Genomic DNA, 19,902 nt, shown 5'->3' with positions numbered 1-19,902 from the left:
ATAGTCTGCTTTTTTGTATCTATCCTTAAGGCCTTATCAGCTTGTTACTTCACTTAATCTCTGTAATGTTAATACTGCCTTTGCCATAGGCTGGGTGGCCTTTTTGCTGCTCTTCAGGTAATCGATTAATGCAATAATTGATATAGAAAATATTAAATACCACGGTGAAAAACTTGTTCATTTTGAAATCAATTCCAAAATTCACATGGGCATAGTCTTGTAATGCAGAACGGGCCCTAAATGACCAAAACACGTACAAAAAGAAAGCGCCAAAAAGTAACAAACTACCTACTCCACTCAATAACCCCATTGCACTGTGTGACAGCACACCACCAAAGCCAAAGCAAACCGCGATAGCGATAATAAAGTCGTCATCAGCGGTGCGAATTGATGTAATTGCATCCATTTTGGGATACTTAGCAAATAACCAAATTATCGGGTAAATACCACCAGTAAAAATGGTTAACCAAAATAGTCTGCTGGTTTTAGTATTAATCTTTTCTGGCAGTTCTTTAATGTTGTTCATAAAACTTGATCAAACCTTTGTCATATTTACTGGTTAACAGTCATCTTTCTCAATTTCAGCCACGAGTAACTGAATTCGAGAATACATCTAGTTTAACGATAGATAGAATACCCTTGCCGATTATAAAATAAAAAACATCTCAGTTTGATTAAATAACACTATAAATCAGCACTTAACTCTCAGTTTAGACCAAATTTAGTCCTTAATATCTTTATATTCGATAAAAAGGCGTTATCCATAAAAAAACGAGCCATCAGGCTCGTTTGTTAACATGACACACAAACTAAACCGTGAGTTCCTTGGCCAACGCATCAGCATAGCCCATCTTAGTTAATGCCGTGCGAATAATATCTAGCGTCATCGGATCTTCAATAGTGGCAGGCATAGTATATTCGTTATTGTCAGCAATCTTACGCATGGTGGCGCGCAAGATTTTACCCGAGCGGGTTTTAGGCAGTTTTTGCACCGCGCTGACTAATCGAAAAGACGCCACTGGGCCAATTTCATGTCTCACCAATGCTAGTAACTCTTGATATAAAACTTCATCAGATAACTCGACGCCATTTTTAAGTACCACTAGCCCTAACGGTACCTGACCTTTGAGTTTATCTTGCACCCCAATAACCGCCGCTTCTGCAACCGCTGAATGTTGGCACAATACCTCTTCAAAGCGCCCAGTAGATAATCGGTGCCCAGCAACGTTAATAATGTCATCTATGCGGCTCATAATATACAGGTAGCCATCTTCATCAATATAGCCCGCATCGCCCGTTAAATAATAACCTTGATACATAGATAAATAGCTCTCCACATAGCGTTTATCGTTGTTCCATAAGGTGGTTAAGTTACCCGGTGGCAACGGCAGTTTAATCACCACATTACCACTTTCATTGGCGCTAACTTGCTCGCCCATGGCATCGAGTACTTCGACCTGATAACCGGGTACTGGTCTTGCGGGCGATCCCGCTTTAATCTCGATAGGATCTATCCCCATCAAATTCGCCGCAACTGGCCAACCGGTTTCAGTTTGCCACCAGTGATCGATAACAGGTTTGGCCAATTTATCTTGGGCCCAATTGAGCGTGTCGGGATCGCAGCGTTCACCCGCAAGAAATACTTGCCCTAAACACGATAAATCAACACCTTTAACTAATGCTCCGTCAGGATCTTCGCGTTTAATGGCTCGAATGGCCGTCGGCGCGGTAAAAAAGCTTTTTACATTATATTGTTCGATGATCCGCCAAAAAGCCCCCGCATCGGGGGTACCAATGGGCTTACCTTCATACATCAATGTTGTTGCGCCAACTAATAATGGCCCGTAAACAATATAAGAATGACCCACAACCCAGCCCACATCTGATGCAGCCCAAAACACATCGCCAGCGCCGATATTATATATGTGCTTCATAGACCAGATTAGCGCCACCCCATGGCCACCATTATCTCTCACCACGCCTTTGGGTTGGCCTGTTGTACCTGAGGTATAAAGCACATACAGCGGATGGGTCGCTTCAACGGCGACGCAATCCACTGACGATGCATGGCTCACAGCACTTTGCCAGTCAACGTCCCTTGGGCTTTGTAAGTCTGCAGTATATTGAGGTCGATTGAGAATAACGCAATGGTCAACTTGGTGAGACGCTTGAGCTAAGGCATCATCTAATAGCGGTTTGTACTTCACCACGCCTGACGGCTCAATACCACAAGATGCCGATAAAATAAGTTTCGGTTTAGCATCATTAATCCGGGTGGCTAATTCATTGGCTGCAAAGCCGCCAAACACCACAGAGTGAATGGCGCCTATGCGGGCACAGGCCAGCATGGCATAGGCGGTTTCTGGCACCATCGGCATATAAATGACCACTCTATCGCCCTTTTCAATGCCAATGGATTGCATGTAACCGGCTAACCGGCTCACTTGGGATAGTAATTCTTGATAACTAATACTGTACTGATTTTGGGTTACAGGACTTATGTATTCAATGGCAATGCGATCACCGTGGCCAGCTAACACATGACGGTCAACAGCGTTATAGCAGGTATTCATTTCGCCACCAGCAAACCATTGATAAAATGGCGCATTAGCCTCATCTAACACACTATCAAACAGCTTATCCCAGGTAATGGCCTTGGCAGCCTTTCCCCAAAACCCTTGTTTATCCTGTAAAGAATCTTGATGCATTTCAATCCCTAAACCAGCCATAAGCTACTCCCCACTGAACGATTGACCTTTCACGCTAAGTCATACCTTTAAATAACTTACCGTGAGTAATATTGAATTAACTTCATTATGGCGTGGTTAAAAAAGTTTCCCCATTAGACCAAGGGATATAGAAATCTCAGCAATAACACATAAATAAAAACTTCAGTGTTATGATGCTAACTTAATGATAATTATAAGTTAGCACTAAAAATCACCATTAATTATTAACCTAATTAATGGTGTCTTTGCTACAATATTGAATTCACTATTCTGTCACTGCGCCATTCTTGCGCGCGGTAATACCTAGGCCTTGGCAAGCTGTATTTACATTGTTTTTTAACAAAAACAGCCTTGGCAACTGGCGACAAACTTTACCTTTACGTAAACTTCATATATCTTGCATCAAAAGACGTACTTTTGGTGAAACGATGAGCGCAAATTTAAACCCACAATCCACTTATTCAATTAGTGATTTATCAAAGGAATTTGATATCACCACACGTAGTATTCGGTTTTATGAAGACCAAGGCTTAATAAAACCTAAGCGCCGCGGTCAAACACGTATCTATAGTTTAAAAGATCGTGTGCGCTTAAAACTGATATTACGAGGTAAACGTTTAGGTTTTTCGTTAGCGGAAACCCGTCGTTTGTTTGAGCTTTACGATGCAGATAAAAGCAGTACTTCTCAACTACAAACAATGCTCGATTTAGTAGAAGAGAAAAAAGCTTCTTTACAGCAGCAAATGGACGATATCAAGGTGGTACTTATGGAACTGAACTCTGCTGAGCAGCAATGTAAGTCAGCCCTAGAGGAAAGTGTTAAATAGCGACTCATCATCGACAGCAAAAGATCCGTTTAACTGAATAATAACAGCAACAATATAAAAATTATAAGCCTAAGGAACAAGATAGTTTCACGGCGCAAATAGCTAATATTCAACAGGACACAAGACAATGACATCACTCTATACAAGCCTTAATTTCGGCCTGGGCGAAGACGTGGACATGCTTCGCGATGCCGTACATGATTTTGCCAGCAACGAGATTGCGCCCATCGCGGCGCAAGTTGATCAAGATAATGCTTTTCCTAACCACATGTGGCCAGTTCTAGGAGAGATGGGACTCCTTGGCGTCACCGTGCCTGAAGAGTATGGCGGCGCGAATATGGGCTACCTTGCCCATGTCGTCGCCATGGAAGAAATCTCCCGCGCCTCTGCTTCTATTGGCTTAAGTTACGGCGCCCACTCAAACCTTTGCGTTAATCAAATTAACCGTAATGGCAGCGCTGAGCAAAAAGCCAAGTACTTACCCAAATTAGTTAGCGGTGAACATATCGGCGCACTGGCCATGAGTGAACCTAATGCGGGCTCAGACGTGGTGTCAATGAAGTTAAGCGCCCGTAAACAAGGCGACCGTTACATTCTTAATGGTAACAAAATGTGGATCACCAATGGTCCTGATGCTGACACCTTAGTGATTTATGCCAAAACTGATGCAGACAAAGGCCCACATGGCATCACTGCATTTATTGTTGAAAAAACCTTTAAAGGATTCAGCACCGCACAAAAACTCGATAAACTAGGCATGCGCGGCTCCAATACCTGTGAATTGGTATTTGAGAATTGTGAAGTCCCTGAAGAAAATATCTTAGGCGGCCTTAACAATGGCGTAAAAGTACTGATGAGCGGCCTTGATTACGAACGCGTGGTGTTATCAGGTGGGCCGTTAGGCATCATGAATGCCTGTATGGATATTGTCATGCCTTATATTCACGAGCGGGAACAATTTGGTAAATCCATTGGTCAATTCCAATTAGTCCAAGGCAAGCTTGCCGATATGTACACCGGCATGAACGCTGCTAAATCCTACATCTATAACGTGGCCAAATCTTGTGACCGCGGCGAAACCACCCGTAAAGATGCTGCTGGCGCAATTTTATATAGCGCCGAGCTTGCCACAAAAATGTCACTGGATGCGATTCAGTTACTAGGTGGCAATGGTTACGTCAATGAATATGCCACAGGGCGTTTATTACGTGATGCCAAGTTATATGAAATTGGTGCGGGAACCTCAGAAATTCGCCGCATGTTGATTGGACGTGAGCTGTTTAATGAATCCAAATAGCTGTTAAATTTGGATAGCTAATCCAAATAACTTCTAGAATTTAGCTAGTTAGCAGCACACTAAAAAATACAATCAACACCAAATTATTCAAAAGTTAACGTCAATAGCAAAGTGTTTAGTGCGTAGCGTGGTTGAGACCCCATCCCCCTTTAGACTCAGCCATGCTAACGCCTCACTTGACTCATTAAGGATATGAATTGTGACGCAATTGAGCAGCCGTATTAACGCCCGTAGTGACGAGTTTAAAGCCAAGCATGATGACATGGTGGCATTAGTTGATGATCTAAAAATCAAACTCACCCAAATTGAACAAGGTGGCGGTCCCGTCGCCCTTGAACGTCATCTATCCAGAGGTAAATTACTGCCCCGTCATCGAGTCGAAAAACTGCTCGATCCCGGCTCACCCTTTTTAGAAATATCCCAATTCGCCGCCTATGAAGTTTATGATGAAGCTGTGCCCGCAGCCGGTGTGATTGCCGGTATTGGCCGTGTAAGCGGTGTTGAATGTATGATTATCGCCAATGACGCCACCGTTAAAGGCGGTACTTACTACCCTATTACGGTGAAAAAGCATTTACGGGCCCAAGACATTGCCAGTCGCTGTCATTTACCTTGTATCTACCTAGTGGATTCAGGCGGGGCAAACTTACCAAGACAAGATGAAGTGTTTCCCGATCGCGATCATTTCGGGCGTATTTTTTACAACCAAGCGCAAATGTCAGCTAAAGGCATTCCGCAAGTGGCTGTGGTCATGGGTTTGTGTACAGCAGGTGGCGCCTATGTTCCCGCCATGGCAGATGAGTCGATTATCGTAAAAGAGCAAGGCACTATTTTTTTAGCCGGCCCGCCATTAGTTAAAGCCGCTACCGGCGAAGAAGTAACCGCCGAAGAATTAGGCGGCGCTGAAGTACATACTAAGATTTCTGGTGTTGCCGACCATTTAGCCCAAAATGATGACCACGCACTTGAGCTTGCCCGTAAAGCCATTTCACGCTTAAACCATCAAAAGCAAATTACAGCCCAGCTAAGTCCATCAAAGCCACCTAAATTCGATATCAGTGAATTGTACGGCATTGTCGGTACCGACCTTAAAAAGCCCTTTGATGTTAAAGAGGTTATTGCCCGGGTTGTTGATGACTCAGATTTTGATGAATTTAAAGCCAATTACGGTAACACGCTGGTTTGCGGCTTTGCCCGTATTCATGGCTACCCCGTCGGCATTGTGGCTAACAACGGCATTTTATTTTCTGAATCTGCCCAAAAAGGCGCGCACTTTATTGAATTGTGTTGCCAACGCAAAATCCCATTACTGTTCCTGCAAAACATCACTGGTTTTATGGTAGGTAAAAAGTACGAACATGAGGGTATTGCTAAGCACGGCGCTAAAATGGTTACCGCAGTATCTTGTGCCAATGTGCCTAAATTTACCGTCATCATTGGTGGCAGTTATGGCGCGGGTAACTACGGCATGTGTGGCCGTGCATTTGAGCCCACCATGATGTGGATGTGGCCCAATGCCCGTATCTCAGTCATGGGCGGCGAACAAGCTGCAGGTGTATTAGCCACAGTTCGCCGTGACGGTTTAGCCCGTAAAGGCCAAGACTGGTCTGATGAAGACGAGCAAGCCTTTAGAAAACCGATTGTTGAGCAATATGACAAAGAAGGTCATCCCTACCATGCCAGTGCACGCCTGTGGGATGACGGCATTATCGACCCTGCTCAAACGCGTGATGTAGTGGGTTTAGCGTTATCGGCGGCGTTAAATGCGCCTATTGAAGATACCAAGTTTGGTGTGTTCCGCATGTAATTGCGGTTATTCATTCAATATCAATAGGAGCATGCAAACATGGCAATAGCCAACCCATATCAATACATTCAATGCCAGCTTAACCAAGGCGTTGGTGAATTAATTTTAGACCGCGTTGAAAAACATAATGCCTTTGATGAAGTGATGATTAATGAAATGATCACCGCCATCGAAGCCTTTGCCGAAAACGACCAATGCCAGCAATTAATATTGCGCGCCAACGGTAAAAACTTCAGTGCTGGCGCTGACCTTAACTGGATGCGCAAGCAAGCCAAAATGGACTTTGAGCAAAACCTCAATGACGCCCATGAACTGGCTAAATTAATGCACGTGCTAGATAAGTTTCCTAAGCCGACTATCGCCTTAGTCAATGGCGCAGCCTTTGGCGGCGCACTGGGATTAATTTGCTGCTGCGATATTGCCATTGCCAATGAGCGCGCAAGCTTTTGCCTCAGTGAAGTCAAACTCGGTTTAATCCCTGCGGTTATCAGCCCTTATGTGGTGCGAGCCATGGGCAACCGCCAAGCACGACGTTATATGCTCACCGCCGAGCGCTTCAGTGCCACTGTAGCCTTAACTCATCAAATAATTCATGAAGTTAATGATGATTTAGACGCAGCAGCCCAGCCGTTTATCGAGGCCTTTAACGCTAACAGTCCCCAAGGCATGGCATGGGTTAAAACCTTAGTGTCCCACCTTGAAGATGGCGTGATAAATGACGCCACCCTTGCCCATACTAGCGAGCAGATTGCCCGCATACGTGTATCAGACGAAGGCCAAGAAGGCCTCAATGCATTCTTTGAAAAACGTTCACCATCATGGCGTGCTCAATCGACTAAAAGCAGCGCTAAGACTGATGCACAAGGAGCCCAATAATGTTTACTAAGATTTTAATTGCCAATCGTGGTGAAATTGCCTGTCGCATCATCAACACCGCCCGCGCCATGGGCGTTCGTACTGTAGCGCTTTATTCTGATGCCGATAAAGATGCCCGCCATGTCACCATGGCCGATGAATCTTTCCACATTGGTGGCAGCGCTCCGGCTGATTCATACCTAAAAGCTGATTTGATCATTGAAATTGCGAAAAAGTCAGCCGCTGAAGCGATTCACCCCGGTTATGGTTTCTTGTCTGAAAACGCTGACTTTGCTCGCAACTGTGAGCAAAACGGCATTGTATTTATCGGCCCAGGCAGTGATGCCATTGATGCTATGGGCAGTAAAAGCGCCGCCAAAATGATTATGGGCGCAGCCAATGTGCCATTAGTGCCCGGTTATCATGGTGATGACCAATCAGATGAAACCCTACTGGCTGAAGCTGAAAATGTTGGTTACCCCATGCTGATTAAAGCGGCCTATGGCGGTGGTGGCAAAGGCATGAAGATTGTTGAAAGCCAAGCTGAAGTGCTAGCAGCGATTAACTCAGCTCGTCGAGAAGCGGCATCATCGTTTGGTAATGACAAATTATTAATGGAACGCTACTTACGCCAGCCACGTCATGTGGAGCTACAAGTGTTTGCCGATACTTTCGGTAATACCATCTATTTATCAGATCGTGATTGCTCCATCCAGCGTCGCCATCAAAAAGTGGTCGAAGAAGCGCCAGCCCCAGGGCTGTCAGATGCACTGCGTAAGCAAATGGGTGAAGCGGCAGTAGCCGCAGCTAAAGCCATTGATTATGTGGGCGCAGGCACGGTTGAGTTTCTATTAGATACTGATGGCAGTTTCTACTTCATGGAAATGAACACCCGTCTACAGGTTGAGCACCCAGTTACAGAAATGGTCACCGGGCAAGACTTAGTAAAATGGCAACTAATGGTCGCTAGTGGCAGTGAGTTGCCCCTTACCCAAGCTGAAGTGCGTATTCATGGCCACGCCTTTGAAGCTCGTATTTATGCTGAAGATCCCCGCAATGAATTTTTACCCGCGTCAGGCAAGTTAACCTTCTTGCGCGAGCCGGATCAAAACCGTCATGTACGCATTGATTCAGGCATTCGCGAAAATGATGTCATTAGTAACTTTTACGACCCAATGATTTCAAAACTGATTGTCTGGGACGAATCTCGCCCCCGCGCACTGCAGCGCTTAACCCACGCATTAAGCTCGTATCAAATCAGCGGCCTTAAACACAATATCGAGTTCCTCGCTAATATTGCTGAGCATAAAGCCTTTTCAGACGCCAATTTTTGTACCGACTTTATCGAGCGCTATTCCGACAGTTTAATTGGCAATGTTACTGATGAGTCAGACAACGCACTGGCATTAGCGGGGCTTTATCAAGTATTAGCTCGCCAGCAAGCGGCAAAATCCACCGCCACCAACAGCCACGACCCTTACTCACCGTGGGGACAAGTTAGTGGCTTTAGACTCAATAGCGCCAGCGTGCATCATGTTGCCCTACTCAGCGACAGCAGTGACGAGCAGCAATTGCACAATCTCGTCATCACCGATTTAGGCGATGCACTGCATCTTAACCTTAACGGCCAAGCATTATCGCTTGCAGGCACCATTAAAGATGACATGCTGCAGGCTGAAATTAATGGCCATAAAAGCAACATTCCCGTCAGCCATCAAGGTGATGACTTTACCTTGTTCTTACCGAGCGGCAGCTATCACTTTAAAGCGATATTAGCCCAAATAGCTGAAGACACCATTGATAGCGCCGACAAATTAAAAGCGCCAATGAATGGCACTGTGGTCACTCACTTAGTTGAGGTGGGCGATAGCGTCACTGAAGGCCAAGGCTTATTAGTGATGGAAGCGATGAAAATGGAATACACCATTGAAGCGCCATTTGATGGTGTGGTCAGTGAATTTTACTTTCAAAGCGGCGAGCTCGTCACCGATGGTGCCCAACTGCTAAATGTCGAGCCAACAACACTTGATGTCACAGCGCCTGAATCTGCTGACTCGGAGGTATAAATGTTACCGAGCAATCTCCCGACTCAGGTCAGTATTTTTGAAGTTGGTGCCCGTGACGGACTGCAAAATGAAACCACGGTCTCTATTGAAAACAAAATTACTCTTATTGAGCAGTTAGCCGCTGCCGGTGTTAATCGTATTGAAGCGGCCAGCTTTGTTTCACCTAAGTGGGTGCCACAAATGGCCGACTCAGCTGATATTTTACGGCAAATAAAGCGTAAACAAGGCGTGGTCTACTCTGCCCTCACCCCAAATTTAAAAGGGCTGGAACTTGCCCTTGACGCTGGCGCAGATGAAGTGGCCATCTTTGGCGCCGCATCAGAAAGCTTCAGCCAACGCAATATTAACTGCTCGATTGACGAGTCAATCGCCCGCTTTGAGCCAGTCATGGCGCTCGCTAAAGCGCGAAAAATTAAGGTACGCGGTTATGTTTCCTGTGTACTGGGCTGCCCCTATGAAGGCGAGATAAAGAGCACAGAAGTGGCCCGCGTGTCTGAAATACTTTACAAAATGGGCTGTTACGAGATCTCCCTCGGAGACACCATTGGTGTTGGCACGCCACTAAAAGCCCGTAAGATGGTTGAAACCGTCGCTAATTTAGTGCCTGTCGATAAACTGGCGCTACACTTTCATGACACCTACGGCCAAGCATTAGCCAACATTCAAGCCTGTTTAACCACAGGCGTAAGCGTAATTGACTCATCGGTCGCAGGCCTTGGCGGCTGCCCTTATGCCAAAGGCGCATCGGGTAATCTCGCCACTGAAGATTTAGTTTATATGCTCCATGGCATGGGCATAGAAACTGGCATTGATTTACACAAACTTGCCCAAGCAGGCAATCAAATCAGCCAAGTATTGGGCCGCACCACAGGTTCAAAAGTCGCCCAAGCGCTAACGGTATAGGCCATTGTTTAAAGTCAGTGCTTAATAGCGCACATTAAAACGATATAAATTTGCTAACCGCAAACTGAAAAGGACAAGATTATGGCAGGACTCAACAAAGTCGTTCACAGTTACCAAGAAGCCCTAAACGGCCTCAATAACGACATGACAATTATGGTCGGTGGCTTTGGCCTGTGTGGTATCCCTGAAGGCCTGATTAATCATATGGTGACCACAGGCGTAACTGGGCTTACCGCAATTTCAAACAACGCTGGGGTTGATGATTTTGGTTTGGGCTTATTGTTAAAGCAGCGCCAAATTGCCACCATGATTGCCTCATACGTGGGTGAAAACGCCACTTTTGAACAGCAAATGCTATCAGGTGAGTTAAATGTCATCTTAACCCCACAAGGCACCTTGGCTGAAAAAATTCGTGCTGGCGGAGCGGGTATCCCAGCCTTTTTCACTGCAACTGGTTACGGCACGCCAATCGCTGATGGTAAAGAAACCCGTGAAATTAAAGGCCGTAATTATGTGCTTGAAGAGTCACTAACCGCCGATTTCGCCTTAGTTCGTGCTTGGAAAGCCGATACCATGGGTAACCTTATTTTCCGTAAAACAGCGGCTAACTTTAATCCTATGATGGCTACCGCAGGCAAAATTACCGTGGTAGAAGCAGAAGAAATTGTCCAGCCGGGCGAGCTAGACCCAAACCATATTCATACCCCTGGTATTTATGTTGATCGGGTGATTCAAGCAAGTTTTGAGAAACGTATTGAGCAGCGCACCGTTAAACCTCAACCTGACAACCAAGCATAAGGAGCAAGATCATGGCTTTATCAAGAGAACAACTTGCTCAACGTGTAGCGCAAGAAATGCAAGACGGCTTTTACGTTAACTTAGGTATCGGTATTCCGACCTTAGTGGCTAACTACATTCCTGCAGGCATGAGCGTGATGCTGCAATCTGAAAACGGCCTATTAGGTATGGGCGAGTTCCCAACTGAAGACACCATTGACGCCGACCTCATCAACGCAGGTAAGCAAACAGTCACCGCAGTTGATGGCGCATCATTTTTCTCATCGGCTGAAAGCTTTGCCATGATCCGTGGCGGCCATGTCGATTTAACCGTGCTCGGCGCTTTTGAAGTTGATGTAAACGGCTCAATCGCCTCTTGGATGATCCCAGGTAAATTGATTAAAGGCATGGGCGGCGCCATGGATTTAGTGGCAGGCGCTGACAATATTATTGTCACCATGATGCATGCTGACAAAAAAGGTAACTCTAAGTTATTACCTTTATGCGAACTGCCATTAACCGGTTATGGCTGCATTAAACGTGTCATGACAGATTTAGCCTTTATGGAAATCAAAGACGGCGCATTTCACTTATTAGAACGTGCCCCAGGTGTCAGTGTTGAAGAGATCCAATCTAAAACTGCAGGTAAGTTGGTTGTGCCAGAGCATGTACCAGAAATGGTGTTTTAACTTCTAGCCAAAAGTTAATTTATTGGCTTTTTTAAGATCAAAAGCGGACTCATTGAAGTTCGCTTTTTTTGTTTGGAGGGTCTTTAGTGGATAGGGTTATTTACTGTTTTTAACAACAAAGACAACAGCAAAATCAAGGTCGTGGCGCTTCGCCCACCCCAGACGAAAGGGAAACAACAGCATTTCCCTTCTCGACATCCCTTGCCGCTCCAACGAAGTTATTCTGAGAAACGAATAAGCTGCGGCCTTATTCGAAAATAACTAACGCTTACGATGGGGCGTCCCTTCCCCTCGAAAGCTAGCCAGACATCCATGTCTGGACTTACGTCATTTTCTTCAACGACCACAGCAACTTCAAATGGAGATTATTGAATCTAGCAATTTCCTGTCTTTAGTATATGTTCATGACTTAAATAAGCACTTAAATGATTGGTTTCCATGATGAAGAGTTATCTATATCATGTAACCCATTGTTAAATAATTGAAAGTAATATTTTCAATTCTAATCTAAAAAATATAATTAACTATAAATAGAAAGCTTCATTTACATACACTGATTTAAGCTGTATTCAATTTAGCTCTATATTAGGCAATGTAAAAATGATTTTAAAATCAACCTTTACAAGTTTACCCAAAAATAAAAAGAGTAATTATATGAGCCCAGAAGAAATAGAACTCTATAAGGATGCTGTCAAAATTGGATTCCCTGCATTTGCCGGGTTAATTGCAGGATTTATACCTTACTTGTTGGAAAGGAGTAAGGTAAAACAGGAAGAAAAGAGCAATAATCAAAATTTTAGAAGAGCCAAAATAAATGAGTTAATAGATTGCTTTTCTAGTTTTTCAGGGAAATTATACGGGTACACTTCACACCTTCTATCGATAGGTATGTACCCTGAAAAAAGCCAAGTTGAAACTCTGAAAACCTCTGGATTTGATATGCTTTCTCAAGAGTCGAATCTTTCTAAAGCTAAAGCAATAGCTGGTTTACTAGGTAACTCTGAAATTGTAAATAAAGTGAATGAGTTTGACACACAAGCAACTGAAACAATTAATACACTAAATAATAGTAAGGCACTGAAAGAGCAAAAACTGGAATCAATAAGGCTATTGAGAATTAAGGAAACTGAGTTCATTTTAGTTTTAAAAAACCTTTTGTGATTAAAAAGTCACAAGATTTAGCAGGGATAGAATTCATGGGATTCCGTCAGGCTCAGAGTAAACTTAATAATTAATACCAATTGAACCTGCTGATTCAATGATCTCCGTTGGAAGTGTCTGAGGGCGTTTAGCTAATTTACGTGATGGAGGCAGGTCATTCTCGTGCATCCCTGCACTACATGACATTCAGGCATTCTGCCTATCGACGCCGACATAGCCTTAGATTGAGCCATGGTCGCTCATTGACATCCATGTCATCGTGACATTTGTATATCCTTATACTTTAGATACGAATCTGAGGCGCAAGAATCTTTATATATGAATCAGCGAAAAGGGAAATGCTGTTGTTTCCCTTTCGTCTGGTGTGGGCGAAGCACCACGACTTTAAATCTTAGTCACTGTAGGTAATATTTGAAAAGTAGACGATATAGAAACAGCAAGATTCTTAAACTATGACAAACTATCCGCATTCTTAAAAATATTACATATTTCAGAGGAGCTACTTCCCTCGCCATCGCTACTATCAAATGACAATACAGCTTGAACACCGCCGAGAAGCGCAAAATACTCATGTTCAACACCTTTAAAAGGTTTAATAAACCTAAATACAGAGCAGTGACCAGTAACATAAATATCTTCAATATAATGGTCAGAATATAACTTTTCTATTAGCTCTTTTTTGTCAACAGATAGCTTATCAATTCTAATAATGCCACCCTCATATACTAATAAACTAGTATAAACGAAATACTTTATGCTGGGCTCCCCTCTAGCTATTACATAGTAATCACTCAGTTCAAATGACTGATTACCACCACTTTCATCTGAAAGTAATACAACCTTATTATCTTCTTTATAATCGCTGCTATAAAAAATATAACCGTAAAGTATTAAATCTCTATACAAGTAAGTCAGAACATTTAAAGCAATAATGATAACTAAAAATATGGATAATTTAACTGTCCTTTTTCTTCCATTCCATTTAACTTTATTGGTAGCCATTTTGCTCACTTTGAAGAAGTACTTAACCCCACTTTATAAATAAATGGGGTCAGAGTAAACTTTCTTTATCCAACCAACAATTGAACCTGTTGATTCAATATTCTCCGTTGGAAGTTGCTGAGGGCGTTGAAGAAAATAGCGTGAGCCAGACATGGATGTCTGGCTAGCTTTCGTTTGGCCATGGATGGCCTATCGAAAGCGTCAGCTATTTTCAAATAAGACCGAAGGTGACAACTTCGCCGGAGCGGCATGGGTGATCCAAGAGGGGGATTGCTGTTGTTTCCCCTCTTGGTCGGGTGTGCTTTGACTTTAGCAACCGACAGGTTGTAATCAATTCAATCAAAAATTCAGCCACTAAAAAAGGAAAAATAAACATTGGAGTCACTGATAAATTAAACTAGATAATCCCCATTGAAAGTGTCTGAATGCGTTAAGCTAATTTACGTGATGTAGACAAGCCATTGCATTAATCATAAATCGCTTGCCGATATGTTGAATCAAAGCCAACTAATAATTTTTCGACATAAAGTAGATTAATCTCATTTGGCTTGAAATTTTTCCCCGCCGATATTTTGTCTCTGTACTTAATAAGAGCTTCTTTATCTCGCATCAAAAATGCGATATTCGCATTCACAAAGTCATTCCACATTAAAGGGAAATCATCCAAATTTTCCTCAAGATCGATGACAGAGTTTGCATAAACAATTGCAGCTTCATATTCACCATTAAATGCTTTCATTTGCGCTAGATGCCACCTTAAAGAACTTTTATTGGATTGATTAGCAATTATATATAACTCTAAAAGTTCAGCAGCTTCTTTAAAGCAAAACATCTTCTCAAGTGGACGAAAACCGTTATTCTCAGTTTGATCGAACTCTTCATATGTAAAAGCTAACTCATTTTGAATTTTGCTTTTTAGCAAAATTTCACATTCATCAGCAAGTAAATCACTAGAGGTAATCAGCACTAACATGATAATTAATCTTTTAAGCATAAGTTTGAACCATATCCTTTGCTTCATAAACTTAACAATCTGATAAGACTATAGAATATTCACATTAGAGTAAACTAATTAGAAAATCTCCAATTTCACCTGCTGATTCAATATTCTCCGTTGGAAGTTGCTGAGGGCGTTGAAGAAAATAGCGTGAGTCAGACATGGATGTCTGGCTAGCTTTCGTTTGGCCATATATGGCCTATCGAAAGCGTCAGCTATTTTCGAATAAGTCCGAAGGTGACAACTTCGTCGGAGTGGCATGGGATGGTTCTTAGAAAGAGTAAGAGGGGGATTGCTGTTGTTTCCCCTCTTGGTCGGGTGTGGGTGGATAACCCACGACTTTGACTTTAGCAACCGACAGGTTGTAATCAAACCAAACCAATCAAAACTCATCCACTAAAAAGGAATACCAATGTATTTCCCAATTCAGCCAATGTGGGTGGATAGCCCACGACTTTAGCAACCGTCAGGTTGTAATCCAATCAAAGTAAACTTAATTAAAAAAGCAGTTAGCCCTGCTGATAGGTTAGCCATAAACAACAATGGCAACATTACTGTTGCCATTCATCATTCACTACAATGCTGATGATTAATCTCAGCAGTTATAAAGTACTAATATTAATCATCACGGGTTAGCACTTCTAATAATTCAATTTCAAAGAATAGATCAGAATTAGGCGGGATTTTATCGCCAATTTTGCGCTCGCCATAACCAAGGTGAGCAGGGACTGACAGTTTACGTGTTCCGCCGACCTTCATTGGGTTGTCGCCAATAATACCTTGATACCAACCTTGGATAACCCGTTTAGCGGTGATCACCACTTGAAATGCTTCTGAGCTATCAAATACGCTGCCATCGGCTAATTTACCGGTATATTTACAGGTGATTAATGCACCTTTTTCTGCGGCTTTGCCTTCACCAACCGTGATGTCGGTAATATTAAGTTCTGCAAGGGAGGTCATACGAATGCCTTTTCTATAAAATAATGTCGCTATGATAACAGCAAATTGACTCAATTCAGATGCTAAAAATAACTCATAGTCAGTATTTTGCAGCGTTTTTCATCGCTAAATGCTGTTGTAAACATGCTTAGATACTGCCAAACGTTTTTAGCCTATCTTCATTGTCGCTGGGGTAATGACCGCCATTGTTAAATAAGTGGGATCAAGAAAAATGGTTCTTAGAAAAGTAAGAAGCGGATTGCTGTTGTTTCCCCTCTTCGTCGGGTGTGGGTGGATAACCCACGACGTTGACTTTAGCAACCGACAGCTTGTAATCCTGCCACTAACTCTCAATCACCAATCACCAATCACCAATCACCAGCTATCAAGTTACATCCAACCAAACAAACCATCAAACAAACCATCAAACCATCAAACCATCAAACCATCAAAAATCAGCCACAAAAAAGGGAATACCTTGGTATTCCCTACTTCACTAACTCACTAGCTAAAGCTTTGATTACAACTTTAACCAAAACGATGGCAACAAATCTCAACTTAGCCATTCAATCGGCAGATTGAAAACCTAGAAGTGATATCTCACCCCAGCAATGGCTTCTAATTTCACTTTAACATCATCAAGTATATACAAGGTCGGTTGTGCTTCAGCAAAAAAGGTAAAACGCTCCACTTTAGCGTGAGCACCAAACACCGCTCTAGCACCTAACTGAATATCATCTTTATGTGAGTCAGCAATTTTACCCCCAAGGCCCCAATAAAAATTTGGGTTATCTTGGAAATTAAAGGTTCTATCCATAGTAAAAGATAACTCGTCAAATCCAACACCAATCTTGTAATCATCAATTTTGACATTGATACCTGAATCACTACCCACCATTAAACCCACTTGTGGTGCGGCGTTAACTGATGAACTGCTAAAAAGACTGAATAAAGCGATGAGGGTTAAAGCCAGTGTTACGGATCTCATGTGATACCTTGCTAGATGCTAAATGGGGCAACATCCTAGCGAGTTAGCACAAGGGAGTAAATCAATTTGTGCTAACTCAATGACAAAAAACACTATGTATTAAAAGTATCAAAAACAAAAAATGCTGCTTTTACAATGGTTTACTAACAGGCTTATAACTCTTTCGCTGCATTATTATTAGCGGCATCAACTGATTTATTTACCGATAAACCTTGAAACTTTTCAGTCAAATTAATCAACTGCCCCGTCAATAAACTCATGCTGTAACCCAGCATAGCGCCAATTAACAATGGCGGTAATATTGCAGCAATATCGCCTCCCATGGCAAAAGTGACACAACAGCCAATAAATGCCCCAGGAATGAATGCCAGCTTTTGATAGCTTGCCTGTAAACACATTGCTGAGGTTGCGATAGCTGTAAAGAGGTAACCAAATGTCGGTGACACAAACAAGCTACTGCCAGCAATAATTAACCAGCCCCAAAATACACCTGATAAATTAGTGCTCATGGCCATGAACATACCTTTTATGCCTGATTCAGCCTGAGCAAAAAAAGTACTACAACTTAAAAAGCCAATCCAAGTAACTAACTGAAATACATCGGCCACACCAGCCCATAATCCCGCCAAAAGCCCTGCTGAAATGGCTATCTGCCAACGATGTTTCATAGTTTTCCCCTTGCACATAGTTTATAAAATAAAATGAAGAGTTCTTTAAAAAATACAATTGCGCATAATGTACGCTATTTGCAGCCTGAGTAAAAGTGATCACACACGTGTTTTAATTAATTGCCCACCTGCCGCAACCACAGCGTTAGCACAATATTCAATATTAGTGATTCAAAATAAACTATTAACCAGAATGAAAATTGGGAACGGTTAACGACTTCGTACAAAAAAACAACAAATAATCAAAATCTTGCAGTCTGCAACTGCTACAAGAAAGTGATAACCATCAAACTTTAGTAACAAATTACCCTCTAATTTGTAGATATTTGTATCTTCATGCTTCAGCCGACATTTATCACCACTGGAGTCCATTAGTCTGGTTATATTAGACATAATGATATCAATGAGGGCTTTAATGAAATCCACTCTCTCAACCTCAAGGTTAGACCTTGCAACCAATAGCCTCGACTGGGTTATGGGTCAAACGATTAAACGCTCTTTAAGCTTGAAAAATGCGGTTGAAGTTGATGTTGACGCCAAAGACTATATCCCTGAAAAACCCATCGAAACCCTCTATATTCACATTCCTTTTTGCCATACTTTATGCCGTTTTTGCTCATTCCATAAAATCAAATTTGTTGAAGGCATTGCCAGAGAGTATTTCAAAGCCCTGAGAAAAGAAATTAGAGAAGTTATTGCCAAAGGCTATACCTTTAACCGGGTTTATATTGGCGGTGGTACTACGACCATTTTAGAAGATGAGTTGATTAAAACCATCGAGATGATTAAATCGATCACCACGGTACGCGAGGTCTCTTGCGAAAGCGATCCAATCTACTTTAAAGAAGGCAATCCACATTTACTTAAAGGCTTAGTGGATAGAATGTCCATTGGGGTGCAAAGCTTTGACGATAAGATTTTAAAAGCCAGTGGCCGTTTTGAAAAGTTTGGCTCGGGATTACAGCAAGCTGAATACGTTAGCCGCGCCATTGAGGTCATCCCCACTGTAAACCTCGATATGATGTATGGCTTTAAGGTGCAAACGCCTGAGTCAATTGCTTGGGATCTTGAGCAAACGATTCGCTTAAGCCCTGATCAAATTACTACTTATCCACTGACTATCGGCATTGGTAAAAACCGTAAAAAAGCAGGTAGCCTTGCAGGTGAGCCTAATGAGCTTTGGCCGCAATTTCTAGCTGTTAAACAAGCGTTAGGTGACAAGTACATAATGGAGTTCCCATGGACATTTAGCCGTAATTTTGGCCAACCAGTTGAAAACAAATATGTGCTCGACGGTGAAGATTGCTTTGGGGTTGGCTCTGGTGCCTTTGGCCGCTTTGGCGAGCAATTCAACATTTCCAGCTTTGATATCCCAACCTATATTGAGCGTATCAATGCCGGCCATAGTGGTACCTGTTATACCAAACCTCTTGAGCAAAAAGCGCTAATACAACATCACTTAATGATGATGATGGGTCATGGTGTATTAGATAATCAACAATTTAAAGCCCATACCGGTAAAACATTGTGGCAGGCATTTCCCTTAGAAATGAGTTACTTGCATGCAGCTGGGGCAATAAAGAAACAAGGCAGTAACTACCGCACTACCACTGAAGGGCAATTTATTGCGCTGAAAATGTTCTCCGGTTTCTTAGCGGGAATGGACTATCTGCGCGAGCAAGCAAGGGAGTTGCCGTTATCACAACAGCAAGACCGCGAATTAACTGAATCAGTACTTACGTGCACTAACTAAATGCTATAACTAGGGCGATAAACGTGGTTTTGAGTTAAACTTTAGCAGCCATTGCCACAATACTGAATCGATGTAGCATTCACAGGGATGTGAGTGCTAGTTTCAAATCAATCACTCAAATCAATCACTCAAATCAATCACTCAAATCAATCACTCAAATCAATCACTCAAATCAATCACTCAAATCAGCTTTAATTCAAAACTAGCTCAATACAACCCATTGACTATATTACCTATTAGCATAATAGAAGCACATCAATCTCACTTTTCAATAGCCATCCACATTCAATAACGACACCTGACGCTATAATTGCCGCTGTGAAGTTAACAAACCGCCGATAAATAATTACTGAGTTTTTGCTCAAAGTTAGTTATGGTTAAACACCTGTTTAATTCTTGAACATCAATTCTGTCACTATGCGAGTAAGCACAGAAATATCA

At 42.6% G+C, this 19,902-nt stretch carries 17 protein-coding genes; 10 read left to right on the top strand and 7 right to left on the bottom strand.

The genetic code is table 11. From position 1 onward, the window contains the following. Positions 1–49: 49 nt before the first annotated feature. Together Q4557_RS17920 and Q4557_RS17915 are read right to left on the bottom strand one after the other, a co-directional pair. A complete protein-coding gene (locus Q4557_RS17920; protein ID WP_102477010.1) occupies positions 50–526 on the bottom strand; it encodes a hypothetical protein in 477 nt (158 codons plus the stop codon). Between the two features lie 283 nt (positions 527–809). Next, positions 810–2,729, bottom strand: a complete 1,920-nt coding sequence (locus Q4557_RS17915; protein ID WP_102436308.1) for a propionyl-CoA synthetase — start codon at positions 2,727–2,729, stop codon at positions 810–812. A gap of 428 nt (positions 2,730–3,157) precedes the next feature. On the opposite strand from Q4557_RS17915, the gene Q4557_RS17910 reads away from it, so the two are divergent. The 9 genes from Q4557_RS17910 to Q4557_RS17870 all read left to right on the top strand — a co-directional run bounded on the left by Q4557_RS17910 (position 3,158) and on the right by Q4557_RS17870 (position 13,111). Further along, a complete protein-coding gene (locus Q4557_RS17910) occupies positions 3,158–3,556 on the top strand; it encodes a MerR family DNA-binding transcriptional regulator (protein WP_102436306.1) in 399 nt (132 codons plus the stop codon). A 127-nt stretch (positions 3,557–3,683) separates the two neighbouring features. Continuing rightward, positions 3,684–4,853, top strand: coding sequence for an isovaleryl-CoA dehydrogenase (locus tag Q4557_RS17905; RefSeq protein WP_102477009.1), 1,170 nt, complete (start codon positions 3,684–3,686; stop codon positions 4,851–4,853). Between the two features lie 199 nt (positions 4,854–5,052). Next, positions 5,053–6,660, top strand: coding sequence for a carboxyl transferase domain-containing protein (locus Q4557_RS17900; RefSeq protein ID WP_102436302.1), 1,608 nt, complete (start codon positions 5,053–5,055; stop codon positions 6,658–6,660). A gap of 39 nt (positions 6,661–6,699) precedes the next feature. Then, entirely contained in the window at positions 6,700–7,536 is an 837-nt protein-coding gene (locus Q4557_RS17895) for an enoyl-CoA hydratase-related protein (RefSeq protein ID WP_102436300.1), read from the top strand. Then, the gene (locus Q4557_RS17890) at positions 7,536–9,581 is read left to right on the top strand and encodes an acetyl/propionyl/methylcrotonyl-CoA carboxylase subunit alpha (protein ID WP_303414418.1); all 2,046 of its coding nucleotides are present in this window, start codon (positions 7,536–7,538) and stop codon (positions 9,579–9,581) included. Before Q4557_RS17895 ends, Q4557_RS17890 begins: the two co-directional genes overlap by 1 nt. Then, on the top strand, positions 9,582–10,484 hold the full coding sequence (locus Q4557_RS17885; RefSeq protein WP_303414415.1) for a hydroxymethylglutaryl-CoA lyase: 903 nt from the start codon (positions 9,582–9,584) through the stop codon (positions 10,482–10,484). An 81-nt stretch (positions 10,485–10,565) separates the two neighbouring features. After that, entirely contained in the window at positions 10,566–11,282 is a 717-nt protein-coding gene (locus Q4557_RS17880) for a CoA transferase subunit A (protein ID WP_102436294.1), read from the top strand. Positions 11,283–11,293: 11 nt separating this feature from the next. Next, the gene (locus tag Q4557_RS17875; protein ID WP_102436292.1) at positions 11,294–11,950 is read left to right on the top strand and encodes a 3-oxoacid CoA-transferase subunit B; all 657 of its coding nucleotides are present in this window, start codon (positions 11,294–11,296) and stop codon (positions 11,948–11,950) included. Between the two features lie 654 nt (positions 11,951–12,604). Next, positions 12,605–13,111, top strand: coding sequence for a hypothetical protein (locus Q4557_RS17870; protein ID WP_133126596.1), 507 nt, complete (start codon positions 12,605–12,607; stop codon positions 13,109–13,111). 450 nt (positions 13,112–13,561) lie between these two features. Here Q4557_RS17870 and Q4557_RS17865 read toward each other — a convergent pair whose 3' ends face one another. The 5 genes from Q4557_RS17865 to Q4557_RS17845 all read right to left on the bottom strand — a co-directional run bounded on the left by Q4557_RS17865 (position 13,562) and on the right by Q4557_RS17845 (position 17,708). Then, positions 13,562–14,113 (bottom strand): hypothetical protein, encoded by a 552-nt coding sequence (locus tag Q4557_RS17865; protein WP_102440646.1) that lies wholly within the window; start codon positions 14,111–14,113, stop codon positions 13,562–13,564. Positions 14,114–14,579: 466 nt separating this feature from the next. Next, a complete protein-coding gene (locus tag Q4557_RS17860; RefSeq protein WP_303414409.1) occupies positions 14,580–15,086 on the bottom strand; it encodes a hypothetical protein in 507 nt (168 codons plus the stop codon). Positions 15,087–15,728: 642 nt separating this feature from the next. Next, positions 15,729–16,073: an FKBP-type peptidyl-prolyl cis-trans isomerase gene (locus Q4557_RS17855; RefSeq protein ID WP_102477004.1), complete on the bottom strand. Its 345-nt coding sequence runs from the start codon at positions 16,071–16,073 to the stop codon at positions 15,729–15,731. A gap of 565 nt (positions 16,074–16,638) precedes the next feature. Next, complete coding sequence (locus tag Q4557_RS17850) at positions 16,639–17,040, bottom strand: hypothetical protein (protein WP_102440648.1); 402 nt, start codon at positions 17,038–17,040, stop codon at positions 16,639–16,641. Between the two features lie 152 nt (positions 17,041–17,192). Next, positions 17,193–17,708 carry a DUF1097 domain-containing protein gene (locus tag Q4557_RS17845; protein ID WP_102440649.1) on the bottom strand — a complete coding sequence of 172 codons (516 nt, stop codon included), beginning with the start codon at positions 17,706–17,708 and terminating at the stop codon, positions 17,193–17,195. Between the two features lie 415 nt (positions 17,709–18,123). Here Q4557_RS17845 and Q4557_RS17840 point away from each other — a divergent pair, with 415 nt between their 5' ends. Continuing rightward, a complete protein-coding gene (locus Q4557_RS17840) occupies positions 18,124–19,461 on the top strand; it encodes a coproporphyrinogen III oxidase family protein (RefSeq protein ID WP_303414403.1) in 1,338 nt (445 codons plus the stop codon). The last annotated feature ends 441 nt before the right edge of the window (positions 19,462–19,902 follow it).

The sequence above is a fragment of the Shewanella sp. 5_MG-2023 genome (genome assembly GCF_030547465.1).
Classification (GTDB): Bacteria; Pseudomonadota; Gammaproteobacteria; order Enterobacterales; family Shewanellaceae; genus Shewanella.
The sequence above is the reverse complement of the archived record's forward strand: the minus strand, read 5'-3'. Positions and strand labels throughout refer to the sequence as shown.